Genomic DNA, 23,056 nt, shown 5'->3' with positions numbered 1-23,056 from the left:
ATTATCGGAATAGAATAGGAGTGACTGTAAAACAATGAACCGCCTAGAAGAAAAGACACTGAAAACAGAGAAAATCTTTACTGGCAAAGTGATTAGCCTGCAGGTGGAGGATGTTGAGCTCCCCAATGGGAAAACCTCCAAACGGGAGATTATTAAGCATCCTGGAGCGGTAGCCGTTTTGGCGGTAACAGATGATAATAAAATTGTCATGGTTGAACAATATAGAAAAGCATTGGATAAAATCATTGCTGAAATACCGGCTGGAAAGCTCGAGCCAGGGGAGGATTCCCAGGTTTGTGCAGAAAGGGAACTTGAAGAAGAAACAGGATACGGATGCAAGGAAATGGAATGGCTGATTTCTTTCTATACATCTCCTGGTTTTGCAGATGAACTAGTTCATCTCTACATTGCAAAGGGATTAGAAAAAAAAGAGGATGCTGCTTCACCTGATGAAGATGAGTTCGTAAACCTTTTAGAAGTCAATCTGGGAGAGGCGCTGAATTTACTAAAGGAGCAAAAGATTTATGATGCAAAAACAGCTTATGCTATTCAATATTTGCAGCTACAAGAGGCGCTGAAAAAATAAAATGAAACAGTATTTTGCAGATTTTCATATCCATGTTGGACGAACTTTTACAGGGAAGCCGGTTAAAATAACGGGTGCTAAATCGCTTACCTTTACAAATATTATCAGGCATGCCCGCAATGAAAAAGGGCTGGATATCATCGGCATTATTGATTGTCATTCACCTGAAGTCATCCTCGAAATGGAGGCGCTAATGGAAGAGGGTTCTATAGTCGAGCACATAGATGGAGGACTGCAATATGGCGATTTGACCATCATTCCTGGTTCTGAGCTGGAAATCTATGATGAGAATTGCAAAGGACCCATTCATGTTCTTTGTTTCTTTCCCTCTATTCCTGTTATGAGAGAGTTCTCTGGATGGCTTTCTGGATATCTGAAGAATATTACATTAAGTTCCCAGCGAATTTATGCTTCTGGCAAAGTGCTTCAGAAGAAGGTTAAAGAACTTGGTGGTCTCTTCATTCCTGCCCATGTTTTTACTCCATTTAAGAGTTTATTTGGAAAAGGTGTGAAGCGGACTCTTGCTGAAGTTTTTGATCCTGACCTTATTGATGCTATAGAGCTTGGTTTAAGTGCTGATACAAGCATGGCAGATCAAATTGCAGAGCTTAACAAGTATACCTTTTTAACTAATTCAGATGCTCATTCTCTTAAAAAAATTGCGAGGGAATATCAAATCCTTGAAATAGAGGAACCGGCTTTTAAAGAAATTAGAATGGCTTTGGCAGGAAAAGAAAATCGCAAGGTTAAGGCGAATTATGGACTTGATCCGCTGCTTGGAAAATATCATCAAACCGTTTGCTCCGAGTGCTATAGCCCGTTTGACGAAGATAAGGGTGAGTGCCTTCATTGTCATCACCATAAGTTTATTAAAGGTGTGGCTGACAGAATTCTAGAGTTAAGTTCTGCCGAAAAAAAACAGATTAATCGGCCTCCATACATTTATCAGGTTCCTTTGGAATTTATACCAGGACTGGGTCCGAAAATGCTTGAGAAGCTGCTGAATCATTTTGGGACAGAGATGGACATTCTGCATCATGTTCCGATATCGGAATTAGAACGTGTAGTTCCTTTGAAAACAGCTGCTTTGATTGGAAAAGCGCGTGAAGGGAAGCTGAACCTGAAAGCTGGCGGCGGAGGAAAATACGGTAAAATTGCAGGTTCCTAAAAACAGAGCCCATTAATCTAAACGGGCTCTGTTTTTTTATTTGCATGTATCCTAATTGTTGGTTTTAGCATAAACGCATGTATCACGAAGCTTTTTGCCATCTGCACTAAGGCTATCATTAACCAGTATACCTTCAAGGTTAAAGCCCAGCTTTTCGGCAATTTTGCTGCTGTTGACATTTCTAGGGTCACATCTGATTTCTACTCGGTTTGCATGAAAGCACTTGAAAGCAAATTTCGTTAAGCCCTCTACTGCCTCAGTTATGTAGCCCTTTTTTTGCTGTCGTGAATCTCCCCAGTAGCCTATTTCAAATTTGCGTACATCCCAATCAATTCTATGCAGACCTGTGGATCCCACAAATACGTCATCCTCTTTTCGGTAAATATGAATGCGAAAATCTTCCCGGAGAATAAATTGAGCATATGACCTGCGGATTCCAGCCTCCACATCTTCCGCTGACTGCTCTATTTGCGCAAAAGGCAGCCATTTCTTGAGTTCAATAATTGAAGCTTTGATGGCTTCATGCACTATTTTTCCATCCCCTGGCATAGCTGGCCTCATGTAAAGCCTTGCAGTTTCGATCTTCTCTGGAAAATCGGTTAATACGGACTTCATTCCATCAGCACTCCCTGTAGATAATTTAAATAATTTTGAAAATTATACCGAAATTAATTGGATTGTTCAAGAATTTTTTTAACCATATCTTTGTCATACAAGCCGGGGACAAGCATACAATTTAATATCTAATTTGTTTTGGTTTAGGAGGAAATGGAATGAAGAAAAAAATGTACCAGAACGTTGCAGCAGCCCATTTTCGCGAACATTCCTCAATCTACTTATTTGTCGTCGTATTATTTCTGATGGGTGTAATTTTCGGGGCAATTGTCGTTAATAGCTTAAGTTTTACACAAAAAGAAGATTTATTTTATTATCTGTCACAGTTTTTTGGACAAGTATCCGATGGGCAAGTAGCAGCCGCTAATGATTTATTTAAACAAAGTTTTTTCCATAACACAAAATTTATTGGATTAATGGGGATTTTGGGAATTTCTATTATTGGCCTTCCTGTCATTCTGATCCTTCTATTTATGAAAGGAATGGTGGTCGGTTTTACTGTCGGTTTTTTGGTTAATAAAATGGGCTGGGAAGGGTTCTTGCTTTCATTTGTATCTGTTCTTCCTCAGAATCTGATTATCATACCCATTTTTATTTTAGCCGCTACTCTCTCTGTTTCTTTTTCTTTAAAAATGATCAGAAGACAATTTATGAAAAAAGCAGGGGAGCCCATCATGCCGATATTTGGCCGGTATATGATTGCTTTTGCCGTAGCCATTCTATTTCTGACCGCTGCAGCAGGCGTAGAGGCTTTTATTTCACCAGTGCTAATGAAATCTGTAGTGAACTCGATACAATCCTAATTATTGAATAGAATGAGAAAGGCTGGGAAAAGAACCCTGCCTTTTTTTGCTTTCTATAAAAGACGGATAACAAATGCCCAGTGGGGGGTAAATACATAAAGGTTTTATTCATAAAGTGTTTATAATAGTTATTATTAAATAATATTATTTATGTATAGTTATTTATAATTATTTTATTTTGAAACAATAGGCATTTCTGTTATAATGAGAATGTTAGTGGCGAGGGAGGGACTTTCGGTATGGAAAGCAGAATTGAGAGAATAAAAAAACAGTTGCATTCATCCAGCTATAAACTAACACCACAGCGAGAGGCAACGGTTCGCGTCTTGTTAGAACACGAAGAGGATCATTTAAGTGCGGAAGATGTCTACCTCCTAGTAAAAGAGAAATCGCCTGAGATAGGCTTGGCAACTGTATATAGAACACTTGAATTACTAACAGAATTAAAAATTGTCGATAAAATTAACTTTGGTGATGGGGTTTCCCGCTATGACCTACGCCAGGAAGGGGCAGCCCACTTCCATCATCATTTAGTATGTATTGAATGCGGAGCTGTTGATGAGATTCAGGAGGACTTGCTGGAGGATGTAGAAGAAGTGGTTGAGCGCCGCTGGAACTTTAAAATAAAGGATCATCGCCTCACATTTCATGGCATCTGTTATCGATGCCATGATCAAAAGACAGATAATGAAGCAGATGAAAACTAATTGCGACGGTAAAAGCCTTCTTTTTTGTGAAGGTTTTTTTGTTTTTTTGTTTAAATTACTTCCCTGTTTGGAAGCCAAGTGCCCAGGAATCGTGTCAATTATGCAGAAATAGGTATAATTCTTGTCCAAAATGGCATACCTTTTATTAAAAGATAAGAAAGCGGTTTGTTTTCTTACTATTAAGCATTTTGGGGGAAATAAGAATGAAATCCTGGCTGAGCATGGCTTTTCAAACAATTAAAGTGTTTGTCCTTTTTACTGGATGCACAATCCTTTTTTATTATGGTATTATGTGGTTAAATGAAGAATACCAGGATTATCATCGCTATGAAGAACCAAACGGAGCGGCTGTTAAAGTTTCGGCCAGCGGAACGAATCAAGATGCAAGCTGGCTGGACCGGTTAATTCTTTTCTACTTAAATGGGGAGTAATGTATTCATATGGAGGACCGCTTAAAAGATTTTATTCATTATTTACTCGTTGAAAAAGGGCTTGCGAAAAATACAATTGTTTCATATGAAAGAGATTTAAAGAGCTATTTGAAATACCTTAAATCTGAAGAGAACATAACTAGTCTCGAAAATGTGCAGCGAATACAGATTGTTCAATTCCTGGGCTTCTTAAAAAAACAGGGCAAATCCTCAAAGACATTGGCACGGCATATTGCCTCAGTAAGAGCCTTCCATCAATTTCTTCTCCGTGAAAAAGCAGTTGGCCACGATCCTTCTGTACATATAGAAACTCCGCAAATGGAACGTTCACTTCCTAAAGTGCTGAATATGGCAGAAGTTGAAACTTTACTTGATGTTCCTGAAGTAAAGGATCATTTCGGCTTGCGGGATAAAGCAATGCTTGAGCTTTTATATGCCACCGGTATCCGTGTAAGTGAGCTGATTGGGCTTGATCTAGGCGATGTCCATTTAACAATGGGGTTTGTCAGATGCATTGGAAAAGGAAACAAGGAAAGGATTGTGCCAATCGGCAAAACGGCTGCAGCTGCTCTTGAAAAGTATTTAAATGAGGGAAGAGGAAAGTTCATTTCCAAGAAGTACAGGGATGACGCGTTGTTCTTGAATCATCATGGGAAGCGGCTAACAAGGCAGGGCTTCTGGAAAATACTAAAGCGGCTTGCAATGGAGGCGGGTATTGAAAAGGAATTGACCCCGCATACGCTTAGGCATTCATTTGCAACACATCTTCTCGAAAATGGCGCAGATTTGCGTGCAGTACAGGAGATGCTTGGACATGCAGATATTTCGACGACTCAAATCTACACACATGTTACGAAAACAAGACTTAAGGATGTTTACAGCCAATTTCATCCGCGTGCTTAAAGCGGTCTTTAAATCTTGATGTGAAAATATCAAAAAGCTGCCATGGAAATGGGCAGCTTTTTCTTGTTTTTTTACCCGGTTATTAGGTAGAATATAGATGTCAGACTTCCGACAAATGAAATGGCTTTCTGATCCTTTTCTTGTAAAAGGAGACTGCCGGCATTTCTAATATTACTGTATGAGGATCAGTGTTAAATAAACCTAAAAGGGGTACTATACGAATATGATTTTTTGTAACCGTATTCAAATTATTAGGAGGTTATCATATGTCCGCATATACATATAAGCGCGTATTTTTAATTGTTATGGATTCAGTTGGGATCGGGGAAGCGCCTGATGCTGAAAAATTTGGAGATAAGGGTGCCGATACACTTGGCCACATTGCAGAAAGAATGAATGGCTTAAATATGCCAAATTTGGGCAAGCTCGGCCTCAGCAATATCCGTGAAATTAAAGGTATTCAAAAAGCAGAAAAACCATTGGCTTTTTATACAAAGATGCAGGAAGCTTCAAATGGTAAAGACACGATGACAGGTCACTGGGAGATCATGGGCTTGAATATTCAAACCCCATTTAGGGTCTTTGCTGATGGATTTCCGTCTGAGTTGATTTCTGAACTTGAGTCCCGTACAGGCAGAAAAGTAATTGGCAACAAACCTGCAAGCGGAACAGAAATCCTCGTTGAACTAGGGGAAGAACACTTGAAAACGGGTGCTCTAATTGTGTATACATCTGCTGATTCAGTTCTGCAAATTGCTGCGCATGAAGATATTATTCCAATTGAAGAGCAGTATAATATTTGCAAAACTGCCCGTGAATTGACATTGGACGAAAAGTATATGATCGGGCGTGTAATTGCAAGGCCATTTGTTGGTGAACCAGGAAATTTCCAGAGAACCTCCAACCGTCATGATTATGCGTTAAAGCCGTTTGACCGTACGGTTATGAATGAAATGGCAGATGGCGGATTTGATGTATTGGCGATCGGAAAAATATCTGATATTTATGATGGCGAAGGTGTAACTGAAGCTACGCGTACAACTTCAAATATGGACGGCATGGATAAGCTGATCCAAACATTTGATAAAGACTTTACAGGCTTAAGCTTTTTAAATCTGGTTGACTTTGATGCTTTATTTGGGCATAGACGTGATCCGGAAGGATATGGGAAAGCGCTTGAAGAGTTTGATTCACGTCTCCCTGAGGTTGTGGCAAAGATGCAGGAAGGCGACTTGCTGATGATTACGGCAGACCATGGCAATGACCCGGTTCATCATGGCACAGACCACACAAGGGAATATGTACCTCTCTTAGTATACGCAAAAGATATGGCGGAAGGCAGAGAGCTTCCAATTAGCGAAACATTTGCTGACATCGGAGCAACAATTGCAGATAACTTTAATGTGAAGATGCCTGCCTATGGCAATAGCTTTTTGAACCAATTGAAGTAAGGCAATATTAAAGCAGAAGAGGAGAATGAAAGATGGATTATAGCAAAATTCAAAACGCAGCTGAATTTCTTAAAAATAAGTATACAGAGCAGCCAAAGATTGGGCTGATTTTAGGATCAGGGCTTGGAGTATTGGCTGACGAAATTGAAGATCGAGTTAAAATCCCATACAACGAAATTCCGAATTTTCCTGTTTCTACAGTTGAAGGCCATGCGGGCCAGCTAGTGTTTGGCCGTTTGAACGGCATTGAGGTTGTTGCTATGCAAGGACGATTCCATTTTTATGAAGGGTACACATTTGAAAAAGTTACGTTCCCTGTCCGTGTTATGAACGAAATGGGAGTAAGCAATCTTATCGTCACAAATGCCGCAGGGGGTGTAAATGAAAGTTTTTCGCCTGGTGATCTAATGCTGATTTCCGACCATATCAATAATATGGGAAGCAATCCGCTGATTGGCCCTAATGATTCACGTGTGGGACCGCGTTTCCCGGATATGTCCGAAGCCTATTCGAAAAGGCTAAGAAAGCTTGCAAGTGATATTGCAGATAGTCTAAATCTGAACATACAAGAGGGAGTTTATATTGGCAATACGGGTCCAACATATGAAACTCCTGCTGAAGTTCGGATGCTTAGAACGATGGGCTGTGATGCGGTTGGGATGTCCACTGTTCCGGAAGTTATTGTAGCGCGCCATTCCGGAATGGAAGTGCTGGGAATTTCCTGTATTTCAAACATGGCTGCAGGGATTCTTGACCAGCCATTGAACCATGAAGAGGTTATTGAAACAACCGAGAAAGTCAAAGCAGATTTTCTTCGTTATGTAAAAGCTATTGTAAAAGAAATGGATGCCTAAGTACAGAATAAAATGAAAGCTGTGGTGTTTTAATGATGAGAATGGTTGATCTTATTGAAAAGAAAAGGGACGGACAAGAATTAACAGCGGATGAAGTTCAATTTGTGATAAAAGGATACACAGACGGTTCAATTCCGGATTACCAGGTAAGTGCATTGACAATGGCGATATTCTTTCAGGGAATGACTGAGAATGAAAGAGCCGATTTGACGATGGCAATGGTAGAATCGGGAGATCAAATTGATTTATCTGAAATTGATGGAATTAAAGTAGATAAGCACTCGACTGGCGGTGTTGGCGATACAACTACATTAGTGCTTGGACCGCTCGTTGCTGCAGTTGGCGTTCCGATGGCGAAAATGTCCGGCCGTGGACTGGGCCATACAGGCGGGACAATTGACAAGCTTGAATCTGTTGACGGTTTCCATGTTGAAATTAAAAATGAAGAATTTATAAAGCTCGTTAACCAAAATAAAATCGCAGTCATTGGACAGAGCGGGAACTTAACACCTGCCGATAAAAAGCTATATGCTTTGCGTGATGTTACAGCGACAGTTGACAGCATTCCACTGATTGCCAGCTCCATTATGAGCAAAAAAATTGCTGCCGGTGCTGATGCAATTGTACTTGATGTTAAAACTGGTGCAGGGGCTTTCATGAAGACTCTCGATGACTCCCGCGAATTGGCAAAAGCCATGGTGCGGATTGGAAATAATGTTGGCAGAAATACAATGGCAGTAATCTCCGATATGAGTCAGCCTCTAGGCTTTGCAATTGGAAATGCTCTTGAAGTAAAAGAAGCTATTGATACTCTAAAAGGCGAGGGTCCTGAGGATCTTACCGAACTTTGCCTGACTTTGGGCAGCCATATGGTTTACTTGGCGAAAAAGGCAGACTCTCTGAAGGAAGCGCGTGAAAAGCTTGAAAATGTAATCAAAGACGGCTCTGCATTAGAAAAATTCAAAGTCTTCCTTAGCTCACAGGGCGGAGATCCTTCCGTTGTTGATGATCCGCAAAAGTTGCCTCAGGCAAAATATACTTTTGAATTAGAGGCCAAACAAGATGGATATGTTTCTGAAATAGTAGCAGATGAAATTGGCACTGCAGCAATGCTGTTAGGAGCAGGAAGAGCTACAAAAGAATCTGAAATCGATTTAGCTGTCGGTCTTGTGTTAAGAAAAAAAATCGGCGGCCAGGTTAGTAAGGGAGAATCTCTTGTTACCATCTACAGCAACTTCGAAAATATCGAAGAAGTTAGAAACATGCTCTATGATAACATAACCATTTCAAGTGAAAAGGTGCCAGCTCCAGTACTGGTTCATGAAGAAATAACAGAATAATATAGAATGAAAAAGCCGCCAGGAACTGTATGCCTGGCGGCTTTAAGCTGTGGAAAAGAAAAAACCTCAGATGTAGGCCATTCGCGCTTCCGTATCCCCTTCAAAGGCATTCCCCTGGATCAGTGCTACTTGCAGTATCCTATCCACTTCAAACGCACTTTCCCGGCATACCTGGATGCGCATATTGCCAAAGTGGAAATCAGCGGACAACATTAAAAAGGGAAAAATTTATTCAGCCAAACTATAATAAGCCTTTTTGCCTTATTTCTTTTTAGAATTCCTATTTTGTATAAATTTTCTTTAACTGGAAAAAATGGATGCTATAAAGAATGGAGGTTTTATGTGATGAAACGAATCGGCTCATTAATGTTAATAACATTTTTATTGGCAACAATATTTGTTCCTTCAGGATTTGCAAGGGAAAGTGGTGCAGATCTAACGGAGAATGTTAAATCCGCTATCCTTATCGAACGCGACACCGGATCAATATTATATGAAAAAAATAGCGCTGAGCAGCTTCCGCCTGCAAGCATGACAAAAGTAATGACCATGCTGCTGATTATGGAAGCCATTGATGAAGGAAAACTGTCATGGAATGAGAAAATCCGCACTAGCGAGTATGCTGCATCAATGGGCGGTTCGCAAATATTCCTCGAACCCGGAGAAGAAATGACCACAAAGCAAATGCTACAGGGAATTGCAATTGGATCAGGAAATGATGCATCAGTGGCAATGGCTGAGAGGATTGCGGGTTCAGAAGAGGCCTTTGTTGAAATGATGAATAAAAAAGCAAAGGAATTAGGTTTGAAGGATACGAAGTTCCAGAACCCTACAGGACTTCCAGCCGGAGATCATTACAGTACAGCGCATGATATGGCTATGATGGCAAAGGAACTGCTTAAGTACGAAGATATTACGGAGTTTACTGGCACATATGAAGCTTATCTTCGGGAAGATACGGATAAAAAGTTCTGGCTTGTCAATACAAATCGCCTTGTCCGTTTTTATCCTGGTGTTGACGGACTGAAGACAGGTTTTACTTCTGAGGCAAAATATTGCTTGACAGCAACAGCCCAGAAAGACGGAATGAGGGTTATTGCAGTGGTGTTCGGAGCTCCAACTTCAAAGGAACGCAATGCCCAGGTTACAAAGATGCTGGACTATGCTTTTAGCCAATATAAGACACACCCAATGTATGAAAGAAATCATGCACTTGGCAAGGTTGCTGTAAGCAAGGGAGAAAAGAAGCAAATTGAAGCACTAACAAGCGAGCCGATATCCTTATTAACGAAAAAAGGAGAAGGAGTCGACGATATCGAGAAAAAAGTAACTTTGGATAAAAACATCAAAGCACCAGTACAAAAAGGTGATAAAATTGGAACTTTGACATTGAAAAGGAATGGAAAAACATTGGTGGAAAGCCCGTTGGTTGCTAAGGAAGACAGCAAAGAAGCCACATGGTGGACGTTATTCAAACGCTCAATGGGCATGTTTACGAAATCGGAATAATTGATGTCGAAAAGGAACTGTATGACAACTATTTTTAGCGAAAATGCACTAGTTTTGTCTTCAGGAAGGAAATGAAACCTTCTTTATAGAAAGTGACTCACTATAATGGCGGAGTCCGGAAATTTTATAATTTCCGGCTAGGCCAATCCAGCAGGAAAGAGCAGTAAAATATTTATATTAAATTTGCTTTTTTCGTGTCGGATACCAGATAAGGAGGCTATGGTAGTGAGTCTTAACATTAATTTGGAAGTAAAGCATGATGTTTTGTGTATTCGTCTAAGCGGAGAATTGGACCATCATTCGGCAGATGAGCTGCGTGAACAAGCGACGAGAGCAATTGAAGATCATGATATCCATCATATTATTTTAAATCTTGAGCATCTATCCTTTATGGATAGTTCAGGATTGGGTGTGATTTTGGGCAGATACAAACAAATCAAGCAAAAACATGGAGAAATGGTTGTTTGCGCAATTTCCCCTGTGGTGCATAGACTATTCGATATGTCGGGATTATTTAAAATCATCCGGCTCGAACCGACTGAAGAAAATGCATTGCAAAGATTGGGGGTCGCCTGACCAATGAAAAATGTTATGAACATTGAATTTAGCGCATTAAGCCAAAATGAATCTTTTGCACGCGTCACTGTTGCAGCATTTATTGCTCAGCTGGATCCAACTATGGACGAATTAACAGAAATCAAAACGGTCGTTTCTGAAGCAGTAACAAATTCTATCATCCATGGATATGAAAATGATTCCAAAGGAGTCGTTTATATTTCGGTCTTAATCGAAGATGGGTTTATTGATATGACAATCAAAGATAAGGGACTTGGGATTATGGATGTAGAAGAAGCACGTCAGCCCCTGTTTACGACAAAGCCTGAATTGGAAAGGTCAGGCATGGGCTTTACCATTATGGAAAATTTCATGGATGAAATTGAAATCAAATCGCAACCGGGAATAGGCACAGAGATCCGATTAAGGAAGCATTTATCAAATAGTAAAATGCTATGCAATTAAGGGAGTCTTGCTATGGATGTGGACGTTAAAACAGATAAGAGCCAAACCTATTTAAAGGACCATGAAGTCAAGGAGCTTATAAAGCAAAGCCAAAGTGGAGATCAGGGTGCAAGGGATCGGATTGTCCAGAAAAATATGCGCCTTGTCTGGTCTGTTGTCCAGCGATTCTTAAATAGAGGCTATGAGCCGGATGACCTTTTCCAAATCGGCTGTATTGGTCTATTGAAATCGGTTGATAAATTTGACCTTAGTTATGATGTGAAGTTTTCAACATATGCAGTACCAATGATTATCGGAGAAATCCAAAGATTTATCCGGGATGACGGAACTGTTAAGGTTAGCCGTTCTTTAAAGGAAATGGGGAATAAGATCAGGAAGGCCAAGGATGAACTGTCCAAAACTTTGGGCCGCATCCCAACTGTAAAGGAGCTTTCCGAGCATCTTGAAATCTCTCCAGAGGATATTATCCTAGCGCAGGAGGCAAGCCGCATCCCTTCATCCATACATGAAACGGTGTATGAAAATGATGGTGACCCGATCACTCTGCTTGATCAGATAGATGATGGAAATGAAGGCAAATGGTTTGATAAAATTGCTCTAAAAGAAGCGATACGTGAATTGGACGAGAGGGAGAGATTGATTGTCTACCTTCGCTACTATAAAGATCAAACACAATCTGAAGTGGCAGCTAGGCTAGGGATATCACAGGTCCAGGTTTCGCGTCTCGAAAAAAAGATACTGCAGGAAATGAAAGATCGGATGGATTTGTAAAATCCATTCCGGTCTTTTTTTTGATATCAAATTTATATCCTTTTGAACTTAGATAACTGTCTAGCGCAAGGCGCCTTGCGCTTTTCTTAGTGATATCAGAAATTATATTCATTTGAGCGCTGAGAACTGTCTAGCTTTGGCAGTGGACCGGACAATGATCTGTGCGAGGGGGGACAGATGCGCTGTTCGCTGAGTGCCTGCCGCGGAAATAAACAGACCGAATGAAAAGTGGAATTTTAAACAGCCAATTATTGGTCTTCATGAAGCAAATATATGTAACTCATACTAAATATAAACACAAAAGCGTAAGCGCCTTAAATAGGTGTTGGAGCTGGGATGAATAGGAAATCAATGTTTGGGAAGTGAGTGTAATGGAAAAAACGGTTTACATTCGCTTGCGGCATCGGCTGCAGGTCAGGCCAGATGAAGTCATATTTCTCAAGGACATTGCTCAAGTTATCGCGGATGAGGAAATCTATGAACCGCTTTGCAAACTGGCATTGTATCAGGTAACTGTTAATGACCGAAATATAGTTGTTATTGATGTTATGAAAGTGATACGTGCCATAACCAATTTATTTCCGAATATGGAAGTCCAATCGATAGGGCCGGCACAAGGGATTGTTGAAATCGTCGCAAAGAAGCGTAAAGTTTCCTTTCCGCTTTTTCTGCTGGTATGGCTGCTTCTATTTATCGGGGCTGCCTTAGCCATTATGAACTTTCATGAAGATGTCAGCATGCAGGCTGTTCAGCTGAGGATATACACAATCATTACCGGAGAGGTGGATAGCAAGCCGCTTATTTTTCAGATTCCATATTCAATAGGTCTTGGCCTAGGAATGATTATTTTTTTTAATCATGTATTTAAAAAACGGCTTAATGAAGAGCCAAGCCCTTTGGAAGTGGAAATGTTTAATTATCAGCTTGATTTAGATAATTACGTTGCTTTGCATGAGAACAAGGAGAGTATGAAGCGCATTGATGACCATTAATGTTGTATTGGTAATGATAATTGGATTTGCAGGGGGAGTGGCTGTTGGGTCAGGATTTGTTGCTTTTTTAGCTGTTCTGGGCATTATTCCAAGACTGACCCAGCTGACTAAAACAATGAAAATGATTCACTATTATGAAGCTGCGGTGATTTTGGGTGCATTAGCAGGCGCAATCGCAACACTCTGGAATCCTGTTTTATTTTTTACCCCATTCCTGTTAATCCCGCTTGGACTTGCAGCGGGCATATTTGTAGGTATGCTTGCCGCTGCCTTAACAGAGGTTCTGAATGTGTTCCCCATTCTGGCAAAAAGAATAGGGGTTGATGGAAAGATTGCCATTTTGCTGATGGCATTTGTTTTCGGAAAAGTGATCGGTTCTCTATTTCAATGGATTTATTTTGTAAATAGATAACGGAATGACTGGAAAAAGATTTTGCTAAAACAAGATGGATTCGGAAAGGAAAAACGACTATGGATGATCGGAGGCACGTCATTCTTATAACTGATGGAGACGACTATGCAAGGAAAACAGTTGAATCTGTTGCCAAGGAAGTTGGGGGCAGGTGCTTATCCTTGTCGCACGGGAATCCCTCTGTTCTAACCGGCCAGCAGATCATTAAGCTAATTAAAAAGGTTTCTCATGATCCAGTTTTGGTCATGTTTGATGACAGCGGATTTATTGGGGAGGGTGCCGGGGAGAATGCCTTAAAATATGTGGCGTGCCATAAAGACATCGAGGTTTTGGGCATCATTGCAGTAGCCTCAAAAACGAGGCAGGCTGAATGGACAAAAGTAGATGTATGCATTGACCAAAATGGAGAATTGACACCCTATGGAGTTGATAAGTTTGGCGTGCCTGAGATGGAAATTGGTCGCATCAATGGGGATACCGTATATTGTCTCGATCAATTAGATGTTCCGATTATAGTCGGAATCGGGGATATCGGCAAAATGTCAAAGAAAGATCATTATGACAAAGGTTCACCCATTACCAGACAGGCAGTAGAACTCGTATTGGAAAGGAGCGGCTTTTATGGCAGACAGCAAAAAGAAAGATAAAATACCCATTTCAGAATCCGTGCACGAAATAGAAAGATATATGAAAGAAAGAGTTGGGCTGGGTGATAGTTTTGATTTAGGGGTCCGCAAGCTGAAGGTTTTAAGAAAAGATGTCCATTTTTATTATATAAATGGCTTGACCGATACCCAGTTTATTATTGAAATCGTTGAAGGGTTAGTTGAAATTAACGATAATGAAAAACTTTCAACGAAACTGTTTGAGATAGTAGAAAACAGAATCATGCACCAATCGGTTGAAAAGATAAAAACAATGGATGAACTGGTTGACCAGGTCCTTTCCGGACTTATTGTTATTGTAGTAGAGGGAGAAGGTGTAGCCCTTGTTGTAGATGTCCGAAGTTATCCGGGAAGGACACCGCAGGAACCGGATACCGAAAAAGTTGTACGCGGTTCACGAGATGGATATGTTGAAAATATTATCGTAAATACAGCATTAACTAGAAGAAGGATAAGGGATGAAAGACTTCGCTTTGAAATAATGCGGGTTGGTGAGCGAGGCAAGACAGATGTTGCCATAGGTTATATTAAGGATGTTGCCAATAAAGATTTAATTGATTTAATAAGAAAAGAAATTAAAGCCATTGAAATAGATGGAATCACAATGGCTGATAAAACGGTTGAGGAATTTATATTGAAACAAGGCTATAACCCCTTCCCGCTAGTCCGATACACAGAAAGGGCTGACGTAGCAGCTGCCCACTTGCTGGAAGGACATGTTATCGTTTTTGTTGATACATCGCCAAGTGTCATTATTACACCTACTACTTATTTTCATCATTTGCAGCACGCCGAAGAATACAGGCAATCACCGGCAGTCGGGACTTTTGTGCGCTGGATTCGTTTTTTAGGTTTAATGGCTTCAATCGTGCTTTTGCCGCTTTGGTTTTTATTTGTTTTAGAACCTTCTCTATTGCCTGAAAGAATTGCGTTTGTCGGTCCGAATGAAGAAACAAATGTGCCGGTTATCGTGCAGTTGTTCCTTGCTGATGTCGGGATCGAGTTTCTAAGGATTGCCGCTATTCATACGCCGACACCGCTCTCGACCGCTATGGGTTTAATTGCAGCCGTGCTCATAGGGCAAATTGCCATAGATGTTGGTTTGTTCGTACCAGAAGTCATATTATATGTAGCTTTGGCAGCAATTGGCACATTTGCGACACCTAGCTATGAGCTGAGTATTGCCAATAAAATAGTAAGGCTGGGATTACTTGTAGCTGTAGCGATTTTCCATACACCTGGCCTTGTAGTTGGACTGACCTTGGTTATCTTGGTTCTTGCAGGCATTAAGTCTTTGAATACTCCATATTTATGGCCATTTATTCCGTTTAGTCCAGTTGCTTTTACACAAATATTAATTCGGCGTTCAATGCCTGGTTCAAAAATTCGTCCAAGCATTGTCCAAACGAAGAACCGCTACAAGCAGCCGGTGAAATAATTGCGCGGAATGCCGATTGCGAAAATACACGAAATATGGTAAAGTTTTTTTAATTAAATAAAGTAATAAAGGATAACAGAATAGACAGTCTCTTTCAGATACTGTCTATTTCTTTAACCATAATTGGCTGTGGCAAAATGGATTTTTTGACGAGTCCTGTGCTTTGCTAAAAGGGAAGAGGGGGAAACATGTATTTTCACGGTACCATGAAAGTTAACGATAAAGGGCATCTTGAAATTGGCGGGATGGACACTGTAGAGCTAGTTAGCCAATTTGGGACACCATTATATGTTTATGATGTGGCTTTAATAAGAGAAAGAGCAAAAGGATTTAAACAAACTTTTGAAAAACTTGGAATTACAGCACAAGTGGCATATGCAAGCAAAGCTTTTTCCACAGTGGCAATGGTACAGCTGGTTGATGAGGAAGGCTTATCCCTTGATGTGGTTTCAGGCGGGGAATTATACACAGCCTTTGCTGCAGACTTTCCTCCTGAAAGAATCCATTTTCATGGGAACAATAAGGGCAGAGAAGAATTGGAGATGGCTTTAAAGCATAATGTGGGCTGCATTGTGGCAGATAATTTTTATGAATTAGAGCTTCTCGAGGAGATATGTGAAGAACTCTCTGTCCAAACGAAGATTCTTCTCAGGGTTACACCAGGAATTGAAGCCCATACTCATGACTATATTTTAACAGGGCAAGAGGATTCAAAATTCGGATTTGATCTGCAAAACGGCCAGGCTGAAGAGGCATTGAAAAAGGCTTTGGATTCAAAGTGGATAGAAATGCTTGGGCTTCATTGCCATATTGGTTCTCAAATTTTCGATACAACAGGCTTTATTCTTGCAGCTAAGAAAATTTTTGAAAAGATGAACGAGTGGAAGGAAGCTTATTCATACGAACCCGAGGTTCTGAATTTGGGGGGAGGATTTGGAATCCGCTATACGGGGGAGGACGATCCAATTCCTGCTTCTCAATATGTGGAAGAGATTATTAAAGAAGTTAAAAATCAGGCTGACCATTTTTCAATGAAAATGCCGGAGATTTGGATTGAGCCTGGCCGGTCCCTTGTTGGGGATGCGGGAATAACTTTATACCAGACTGGATCCCGGAAAGAGGTTCCGAATGTACGAAGTTATTTGGCTGTGGACGGCGGCATGAGCGATAATATCAGGCCTGCTCTTTATCAGGCAAAATATGAAGCCGTTCTTGCAAACAAAGTTTTGGAAAAACTGGAAGAGACTGTTTCAATTGCGGGTAAATGCTGTGAATCCGGCGATATGCTAATTTGGGATTTGCGGCTTCCGAAAGCCGAAAATAAAGATATTTTAGCTGTCTTTTGTACCGGAGCCTATGGATATTCAATGGCCAACAACTATAACAGGATTCCAAGGCCGCCTGTGATTTTTGTTGAGAATGGAGAAGCCAATCTGGTAGTTAAGAGAGAGACTTACGAGGATTTATTGCGATTGGATTTGCCAATAAATGAAAAGATAAAAAATTAAGCTGCCTGACAAGGCAGCTTAATTTTTTATGAAGAGAGAATTAAGAGAAAAAAGCTTTAATAGCGTCAACTGCACTTGAGAAAAAGCGCTTTAGATTCTCCAGGAAACCTTGCCCTTCTTCACTCTCAAGGTACTTGGAGATCTTGTCTTTTGTCTGATTAAGCTGCTCTCCTACTTGATTCCAGTCAATATTTAATTCTTTCAGCTTGTTAAATAAGTCTATTAAACTCAAAGTCTCTTGTTCAGTTATAGTAATGCCAAGTTCCTTTGCAGCATCTTTAATAATAGTTCTTAATTCCGCATCAGTTTCAGGTGCATTTCTTGCTATTTCTTCTTTTATTTTTGCGATTAAAGCCGAGGCATTTTCATTGCCGACCGAATCTCCAAGCTTGGCTGTTTCAACCATCTCCTCATTGGCAGCTTGTTTTACATCTTCCGGGATAGTTTTTTTGGCAGATATTTCATAAGCTTTAATAATACCAGTTAAGGCAGCTGTGCCTGAAACTGAGGCAGGGGCTGTAATATAAATCTTTGCATCTTTAACTCCAGCGGTAATGAGGGCATTGATATACATTTCATCCGTAACCCAATTAATATTTCTTGTTTCTACTTCAAGCCCGGAACCAGGCTTGGCAATTGTAAGGGCTGAAGAGGAGATTGCCCTTGTTCCAATCAGTGCCTTTGAAATATAGTTTCCCAGGTATTTATGTTCTTCTTCATTTGAGACAGTAATAATAGTTGCATCTTTTGGAGCTTCCATCTCGGCAAGAAGCATATTTTTTTGTTCTTCTGATAAGTTTTCTCCCAGTGTAATGATCATGTCTCCTTCAGCCATGTCAGCAAATGCCTGTATAGGCAAAGCGAGCAGCGAAACCATTAAAATGGCAAGCAATTTATTCCATTTCATTTTTTTGTTTCCCCCCGGAGTAATTATTAAGGCCGTTTTGAGATGCTAGAAGAAATAAATACTTTGTTTCAATTCAGTACTGTTTTCAAGAAGGCTGTTTTCTAAAAGATTTTTGCCTTTTAAAATATAGGAACGGTCCCATGGTTATTCCTAAAACAATAAATTTTGCGAAAACAGCCTTCAAGAAAGAGCTAATCAGCTTTACCTATTAATAGACGATAATAAAATTTAAAAGGTTTCAAGGGATAAAAGCAGCAAAGTTGCAAAACCGCTTTTACGAAAGATTAGCTGAAAAATCCTAATTTAGCAAGCGGAATGGAATTATAAAAGAGAATAGTGTAAAATGAATGATAGTTTATAAGCCTGAGGGTTGAATTAGGAAGTGGAGGCAGTAAAAAGTTATGAAAAAAAGCAATTGGCTTCTTTTTATTATTTTGCTGGTATTAAGCCTTGGATGGGGACTGGTTTATTGGCTTTTTATTGTATAATGGTTAGTGATCTGGAGAAATATAAGAAATTAGCCGGTTTTACCCCTGAAAATAGCAACATTTAGCATAAATACATATAATGTTAAGAAAAGTTTACAATTTAAACAATTGGGAAAAATAGTTTATGATGTTTTTATTCTAATAATGAGGGATAAATATGCTAATTCGATATAAAAAATCATTTGAAAAAATTGCAATGGGTCTCTTATCTTTTATGCCTAATGAAAAAGACCTGAAAAGACTGCAGCAGACAATGAAGCAATATGAAACAGAAGAAAATTGGCAGTTGTTTCTGTGGAAGGAAGAAGAAGATATAATCGGGCTGGTGGGTGTTACAACAAGTGACAGCAGCATGGAAATTCAGCATATTTCTGTCAACCCTTCACACCGCCATCAGGGGATAGGCAAAACAATGATAAAGGCCTTGGATGAACTATATCCAGGTAAAATTCTTACAGCAACGGAAGACACTGAATCATTCCTGAATAAATGTGAAATTGAACGATAATAAAGAAAAAGGCAGTGAATAGCAACTATTCCTGCCTTTTTCGTATTTTCGTTTTTTCTAGTGCTTCCAGCCGCTCTTTGATCACCATACTTCGATCCCTGGTTTTGTGGCGGTGCACCAAATCTTCATCCATTAAATTGCTGCCATTACTCCAGGAGAATCCATGTTCAGTACATAATTTTAAGCATATTTCTTGAAGAAGCGGATCTCTAATGGGTAAATAATAGCTCGTGTAGTTTCCGCCTTTGTGAATTAGATGCAATCGTTCCTTTAAATCTGTGATCAACCGGGCAGCATCAAGACCTAATTTTTCCAGCTTTGCCTCATGGTCTTCGAGGATGGACAATCCTTTTCCCAGCGTGCGTTTTGCACCCTTGAAATTTTTGCGGCGATGGTGATACTGCGATACTGCCATGAGGATTAGCCCGACCCATAAAGAGTGTTTATTATTTTTATCTGTATTTTTCCAGTATTCTTCGAGTATTTCATGGCATTCAAAATAATCACGGTCACCATGAAAGTGGATTAAAAATTGTATATATTCATCCGGATACATAATGTCACTCCCTGAATTTTCTAGCTATATTTTAACATATTGTCCGAAAGTAGTTATGATAAAAAAAAAAAACCGGCATTAACCGGGTTTTAGCAATGTTCATCAAAGAAAATTATATATTTCTTAGAAGCACCAGGATGCTCCCACAATAATCAAAAGAATAAACAAAACAACGATCAAAGCAAACCCAGTGCCGCAGCAGTTGCCAAAACCTGTTTCAGACATAATCAATACCTCCTGTTTTTTCTATAATCCATACATACTATGTAGGCAATTGCCTGAGTGTTTGGGCGGATCCATTATTTTGGGGCTGAAGGCGGCTGATAAACTGGGACGTAGGGTTATTTTGCTATTGGATAACACAAATGAATAATCTATACTAGATATAGTCTATACCCGTATGTACAGAGAACCGAATACAAGCAAAATTTCATAATAGAAAAAATTGGTGGGAATTTATGCAATATAATCAATATAACGTTAAGATAGATGCTTTCGAAGGGCCGCTCGATTTACTCCTTCACCTTATTAATCGATTGGAAATAGATATTTATGATATTCCGGTTTCAAAAATCACTGAGCAATATCTTTTATATATACATACAATGAAGGAACTTCAGCTTGATGTAGCAAGTGAATACCTTGTGATGGCTGCTACACTTCTGGCTATTAAAAGCAAAATGCTGCTGCCCAAGCATGAAGAGGAAGAGCTTGAGGACGAATTTGGCATGGAGGTGGAAGAAGACCCAAGGGAGGAGCTGGTGGAACGGCTGATTGAGTATCGAAAATATAAGGAAGCGGCAGATGAATTAAAAGAACGTGAACAGGAAAGAAGCTTGATGTTTACAAAACCCCCAGCTGATCTTTCGGATTATATGAAGGATATTCAGCCGGAAAAGACAGAGCTTAACGTAAGCTTATATGATATGTTAGGGGCCCTGCAAAAATTATTGAGAAGGAAGAAACTGCAAAGGCCGCTATCTGCGAAAGTTGCCCGTCAGGAGATACCGATTGAAAAGCGGATGTCTGAGATTGTCGAACAGCTAAGGAACTTTAATGGCAAAAAAAGCTTTAATGATCTTTTTCCAGTACCTGAGAGAGACCACATCGTTATAACGTTCCTGGCTTTACTTGAGTTAATTAAACGCAGAGAAATATCCGTTGAACAGGATAAAAATTTCTCGGAAATATATGTGGCATCCATGGAAGGAGAAAGTTAGGTTGGAGATTGTAAATTGGAAAGGGATAGCTGAAAGCCTCCTGTTTGCTGCTGGAGATGAAGGGTTATCCTTAAAGCAAATAGCCCATGTTCTGGAAGTTGATGAGCTGCTAGCCCGTCAAATCATGGATGATCTGATAGATGATTACAATAAGAATAGTTCTCGCGGCATAATGGCGGTAGAACTTGCGGGCACTTTTCAGCTTGTTACCAAAAAGGAATTCTCTTCATACTTAAAGAAGCTTGTGGAATCCCCTTCAAGTGCAGCTTTGTCACAGGCTGCGCTTGAAACGTTAGCGATCATTGCCTATAGGCAGCCCATTACAAGAACTGAAATAGAAGAGATTCGGGGAGTTAAGACAGAAAGGCCCCTGCAGACACTGGCTGCAAAAGCACTGATCAAAGAAGTTGGACGGGCAGAAGGTACTGGTCGCGCATACTTGTATGGTACAACGAAAGAATTCCTGGATTATTTTGGCCTTAAAAGCATCAAAGAGCTTCCACCGCTTCCAGATAAAGTGAGTGAAGAAGAAGATTCTTTCCAAGAAGAAGCAGATCTATTCTTTGGAAAGTTTCAGGAGATTGATTCTTGAGATTTCTGACACATTGCAATTAATATATGGTAAAATAAACTTATATTTTTCCCTTTTCTTTTCTTAATAGCATCATACATATATTGTGATAACCACCGAGGGGATTAGGAGGGTTTTACTTGCTGATTAAACGCTGCAGTGGATATGAACTTGAGAAAGAAAAGCCTAACACATCTGAGGATTTCTTTAATAGAAGTGAAGTTGTCTTTGAAGAGGATGGACAGGAAAAGACGTTTCATGTTTTATATGTCCGCTACTTTGATGAAGCCATGGACGAGTTTACACCTTATGTGAGTGATCCGGTATTTGCTGCGGGTTCCAGGGAAGTGGAATTCAAGGATATGGTTGCACTTTCATGTTTATTAAAAAATCCGGGTTTCAGGTATCGTAAAAGGATTTATATCAATTCAAAGGCTGATTTTGCATCCTACTTTCAGGAACTGGACTTTTCCAAGCTTCCCTCTATTTTTGAAGCGCTGGAGAATAAAAAATCCTATGACCTGCGATCTCCTTTAGAATTTATTATTCAACCGCAATAATCGCCAGTTGTACAAATATGGGGGTGTGATAATGGGAAATTCAATCGTTAAATCACAGATGGAAGATGTAAAAAATTTCCTCGGTAATAGCGTTAAAGTTTTTGAAGACTTTTTAAATAATACGACCATTAAGAATCTGAAGGCAGAGAAACAGGGAAATGAGGATTATTATAAGAGTATCCTTTCCCATGTAAGAAAGCTCCTTGTCTTTTGTGAAGAAGGTCTCGATACCTGCAATATCATTTCAAAAAGCGAGCCTTTTCAAAAGGGTGCTGCCGAAAAGACTTTATACCGAATCTATCATCAATGTATTGAAGAGTTTTTCTCGCCAAAAAATGATGCGTGGTTTGAGAATAGCCGTTCTGCTTATACAGGCAAAAACAGCATTCAATTCCATGAGGAAGTTCCTGAGAGCCTGAAAGCTATGTTCCGGCAGCTGGAAGGGGAATTCCAAAGAATAAGGGAAGAGCTAGAATATTATGAAACAGATTATCGTACAAAAATGATTCAATCAAAATAAAAGTTTGGCTGTTTTCGTAAAGTATGTTGCTTTTCCGTTAAATTTGCTGAGTTGATTGGAGCGGAGGGGACTTGATCCTCGAAAATGCATCCGCATTTTCTTCGTGCGGTGTTGATTTGAGAAAGATTATTTAATGTCCTGCGGGAGGAGAGGGAGACCCCACAGATGCAGAGCATCGAGAAGCTCTGTTCCTCCCCGCGGAAAGCAAGTGCCTTGTGCTGAAATCAATAGGCTAAATTCATTAGCAAAAACAACAATCTATGAGAAAAGAGCCAAAAGTTTAAACGAGAACAGTGTTCAGCTGTTCTTTTTTTTGAACCTATATTTATATAGAGACGCAAAATTCCAAAGAAAATAATACAAACTGGGTTTTAAGTTTGTCGGCGCATTTGAATGACATATAAAAAGTGTTCACGGAAGCTTTCCTAACCTACCCCGGCCGAACGGGTGACAAATATACAAAAACTTACTGGTTCCTCACATATATTTAGGCAAACGTACAAACCATCCCTCATAAGAATAGAAAGTGAGCCTAATGAGGAAGTGAGTGAGG

General features: G+C 39.9%; 29 protein-coding genes. 25 read left to right on the top strand and 4 right to left on the bottom strand.

All coding sequences use genetic code 11. From position 1 onward, the window contains the following. Positions 1 to 34 precede the first annotated feature (34 nt). Together NCCP133_RS01070 and NCCP133_RS01065 are read left to right on the top strand one after the other, a co-directional pair. Entirely contained in the window at positions 35 to 586 is a 552-nt protein-coding gene (locus NCCP133_RS01070) for an NUDIX domain-containing protein (RefSeq protein ID WP_264803116.1), read from the top strand. A gap of 1 nt (position 587) precedes the next feature. Next, on the top strand, positions 588 to 1,754 hold the full coding sequence (locus NCCP133_RS01065) for an endonuclease Q family protein (protein ID WP_264803115.1): 1,167 nt from the start codon (positions 588 to 590) through the stop codon (positions 1,752 to 1,754). Positions 1,755 to 1,805: 51 nt separating this feature from the next. Here NCCP133_RS01065 and NCCP133_RS01060 read toward each other — a convergent pair whose 3' ends face one another. Beyond that, positions 1,806 to 2,369: a GNAT family N-acetyltransferase gene (locus tag NCCP133_RS01060; RefSeq protein WP_264803114.1), complete on the bottom strand. Its 564-nt coding sequence runs from the start codon at positions 2,367 to 2,369 to the stop codon at positions 1,806 to 1,808. 158 nt (positions 2,370 to 2,527) lie between these two features. On the opposite strand from NCCP133_RS01060, the gene spoIIM reads away from it, so the two are divergent. The 17 genes from spoIIM (at position 2,528) to lysA (ending at position 17,173) form a co-directional block, all read left to right on the top strand. Further along, positions 2,528 to 3,172, top strand: coding sequence for a stage II sporulation protein M (spoIIM, locus tag NCCP133_RS01055; RefSeq protein ID WP_264803113.1), 645 nt, complete (start codon positions 2,528 to 2,530; stop codon positions 3,170 to 3,172). A gap of 239 nt (positions 3,173 to 3,411) precedes the next feature. Beyond that, a complete protein-coding gene (gene fur / locus NCCP133_RS01050; protein ID WP_264803112.1) occupies positions 3,412 to 3,879 on the top strand; it encodes a ferric iron uptake transcriptional regulator in 468 nt (155 codons plus the stop codon). A 203-nt stretch (positions 3,880 to 4,082) separates the two neighbouring features. Beyond that, positions 4,083 to 4,310 (top strand): YqzK family protein, encoded by a 228-nt coding sequence (locus tag NCCP133_RS01045; protein ID WP_264803111.1) that lies wholly within the window; start codon positions 4,083 to 4,085, stop codon positions 4,308 to 4,310. A 9-nt stretch (positions 4,311 to 4,319) separates the two neighbouring features. Then, a complete protein-coding gene (gene xerD / locus NCCP133_RS01040) occupies positions 4,320 to 5,213 on the top strand; it encodes a site-specific tyrosine recombinase XerD (RefSeq protein ID WP_264803110.1) in 894 nt (297 codons plus the stop codon). A gap of 266 nt (positions 5,214 to 5,479) precedes the next feature. Beyond that, the gene (gene deoB / locus NCCP133_RS01035; protein WP_264803109.1) at positions 5,480 to 6,664 is read left to right on the top strand and encodes a phosphopentomutase; all 1,185 of its coding nucleotides are present in this window, start codon (positions 5,480 to 5,482) and stop codon (positions 6,662 to 6,664) included. A 32-nt stretch (positions 6,665 to 6,696) separates the two neighbouring features. Beyond that, a complete protein-coding gene (locus NCCP133_RS01030; protein WP_264803108.1) occupies positions 6,697 to 7,518 on the top strand; it encodes a purine-nucleoside phosphorylase in 822 nt (273 codons plus the stop codon). A 35-nt stretch (positions 7,519 to 7,553) separates the two neighbouring features. After that, a complete protein-coding gene (locus NCCP133_RS01025; protein WP_264803636.1) occupies positions 7,554 to 8,858 on the top strand; it encodes a pyrimidine-nucleoside phosphorylase in 1,305 nt (434 codons plus the stop codon). A 6-nt stretch (positions 8,859 to 8,864) separates the two neighbouring features. After that, entirely contained in the window at positions 8,865 to 9,074 is a 210-nt protein-coding gene (locus NCCP133_RS01020) for a hypothetical protein (protein WP_264803107.1), read from the top strand. A gap of 129 nt (positions 9,075 to 9,203) precedes the next feature. Then, entirely contained in the window at positions 9,204 to 10,367 is a 1,164-nt protein-coding gene (locus tag NCCP133_RS01015; protein WP_264803106.1) for a D-alanyl-D-alanine carboxypeptidase family protein, read from the top strand. Between the two features lie 225 nt (positions 10,368 to 10,592). After that, positions 10,593 to 10,943 (top strand): anti-sigma F factor antagonist, encoded by a 351-nt coding sequence (gene spoIIAA / locus NCCP133_RS01010; RefSeq protein ID WP_264803105.1) that lies wholly within the window; start codon positions 10,593 to 10,595, stop codon positions 10,941 to 10,943. Positions 10,944 to 10,946: 3 nt separating this feature from the next. Further along, positions 10,947 to 11,387 carry an anti-sigma F factor gene (gene spoIIAB / locus NCCP133_RS01005; RefSeq protein WP_264803104.1) on the top strand — a complete coding sequence of 147 codons (441 nt, stop codon included), beginning with the start codon at positions 10,947 to 10,949 and terminating at the stop codon, positions 11,385 to 11,387. 12 nt (positions 11,388 to 11,399) lie between these two features. Further along, positions 11,400 to 12,158 carry an RNA polymerase sporulation sigma factor SigF gene (sigF, locus tag NCCP133_RS01000; RefSeq protein WP_264803103.1) on the top strand — a complete coding sequence of 253 codons (759 nt, stop codon included), beginning with the start codon at positions 11,400 to 11,402 and terminating at the stop codon, positions 12,156 to 12,158. A 371-nt stretch (positions 12,159 to 12,529) separates the two neighbouring features. Further along, positions 12,530 to 13,150, top strand: a complete 621-nt coding sequence (locus NCCP133_RS00995) for a stage V sporulation protein AA (protein ID WP_264803102.1) — start codon at positions 12,530 to 12,532, stop codon at positions 13,148 to 13,150. Further along, positions 13,140 to 13,562: a stage V sporulation protein AB gene (locus NCCP133_RS00990; protein ID WP_264803635.1), complete on the top strand. Its 423-nt coding sequence runs from the start codon at positions 13,140 to 13,142 to the stop codon at positions 13,560 to 13,562. Before NCCP133_RS00995 ends, NCCP133_RS00990 begins: the two co-directional genes overlap by 11 nt. Positions 13,563 to 13,621: 59 nt before the next feature. Beyond that, positions 13,622 to 14,209, top strand: coding sequence for a stage V sporulation protein AE (locus NCCP133_RS00985; protein WP_264803101.1), 588 nt, complete (start codon positions 13,622 to 13,624; stop codon positions 14,207 to 14,209). Further along, positions 14,184 to 15,665, top strand: a complete 1,482-nt coding sequence (locus NCCP133_RS00980) for a spore germination protein (RefSeq protein WP_264803100.1) — start codon at positions 14,184 to 14,186, stop codon at positions 15,663 to 15,665. Before NCCP133_RS00985 ends, NCCP133_RS00980 begins: the two co-directional genes overlap by 26 nt. 188 nt (positions 15,666 to 15,853) lie before the next feature. Then, positions 15,854 to 17,173 carry a diaminopimelate decarboxylase gene (gene lysA / locus NCCP133_RS00975; RefSeq protein WP_264803099.1) on the top strand — a complete coding sequence of 440 codons (1,320 nt, stop codon included), beginning with the start codon at positions 15,854 to 15,856 and terminating at the stop codon, positions 17,171 to 17,173. Positions 17,174 to 17,213: 40 nt separating this feature from the next. Here lysA and NCCP133_RS00970 read toward each other — a convergent pair whose 3' ends face one another. Further along, the gene (locus tag NCCP133_RS00970; RefSeq protein ID WP_264803098.1) at positions 17,214 to 18,080 is read right to left on the bottom strand and encodes a DUF1002 domain-containing protein; all 867 of its coding nucleotides are present in this window, start codon (positions 18,078 to 18,080) and stop codon (positions 17,214 to 17,216) included. 382 nt (positions 18,081 to 18,462) lie between these two features. Between NCCP133_RS00970 and NCCP133_RS00965 the strand changes: the two genes are divergently transcribed. Continuing rightward, positions 18,463 to 18,633, top strand: a complete 171-nt coding sequence (locus NCCP133_RS00965) for a hypothetical protein (RefSeq protein ID WP_264803097.1) — start codon at positions 18,463 to 18,465, stop codon at positions 18,631 to 18,633. Positions 18,634 to 18,725: 92 nt separating this feature from the next. Beyond that, a complete protein-coding gene (locus NCCP133_RS00960) occupies positions 18,726 to 19,076 on the top strand; it encodes a GNAT family N-acetyltransferase (RefSeq protein WP_264803096.1) in 351 nt (116 codons plus the stop codon). Between the two features lie 25 nt (positions 19,077 to 19,101). Here the strand turns inward: NCCP133_RS00960 and NCCP133_RS00955 are convergent, their stop codons facing one another. Both NCCP133_RS00955 and NCCP133_RS00950 read right to left on the bottom strand, forming a co-directional pair. Then, complete coding sequence (locus NCCP133_RS00955; RefSeq protein ID WP_264803095.1) at positions 19,102 to 19,632, bottom strand: DUF309 domain-containing protein; 531 nt, start codon at positions 19,630 to 19,632, stop codon at positions 19,102 to 19,104. Positions 19,633 to 19,755: 123 nt separating this feature from the next. Then, positions 19,756 to 19,857: a YjcZ family sporulation protein gene (locus tag NCCP133_RS00950; RefSeq protein WP_264803094.1), complete on the bottom strand. Its 102-nt coding sequence runs from the start codon at positions 19,855 to 19,857 to the stop codon at positions 19,756 to 19,758. A 233-nt stretch (positions 19,858 to 20,090) separates the two neighbouring features. Between NCCP133_RS00950 and NCCP133_RS00945 the strand changes: the two genes are divergently transcribed. The 4 genes from NCCP133_RS00945 (at position 20,091) to NCCP133_RS00930 (ending at position 22,503) form a co-directional block, all read left to right on the top strand. After that, positions 20,091 to 20,852, top strand: a complete 762-nt coding sequence (locus NCCP133_RS00945) for a segregation/condensation protein A (protein ID WP_264803093.1) — start codon at positions 20,091 to 20,093, stop codon at positions 20,850 to 20,852. Between the two features lies 1 nt (position 20,853). Next, a complete protein-coding gene (scpB, locus tag NCCP133_RS00940) occupies positions 20,854 to 21,444 on the top strand; it encodes an SMC-Scp complex subunit ScpB (RefSeq protein ID WP_309298023.1) in 591 nt (196 codons plus the stop codon). 119 nt (positions 21,445 to 21,563) lie between these two features. Continuing rightward, on the top strand, positions 21,564 to 21,983 hold the full coding sequence (locus tag NCCP133_RS00935; protein ID WP_264803091.1) for a hypothetical protein: 420 nt from the start codon (positions 21,564 to 21,566) through the stop codon (positions 21,981 to 21,983). Positions 21,984 to 22,014: 31 nt separating this feature from the next. Beyond that, a complete protein-coding gene (locus NCCP133_RS00930) occupies positions 22,015 to 22,503 on the top strand; it encodes a YpuI family protein (protein ID WP_264803090.1) in 489 nt (162 codons plus the stop codon). The last annotated feature ends 553 nt before the right edge of the window (positions 22,504 to 23,056 follow it).

The organism is Cytobacillus sp. NCCP-133, assembly GCF_026011715.1.
Classification (GTDB): domain Bacteria; phylum Bacillota; class Bacilli; order Bacillales; family Cytobacillaceae; genus Cytobacillus.
The sequence above is the reverse complement of the archived record's forward strand: the minus strand, read 5'-3'. Positions and strand labels throughout refer to the sequence as shown.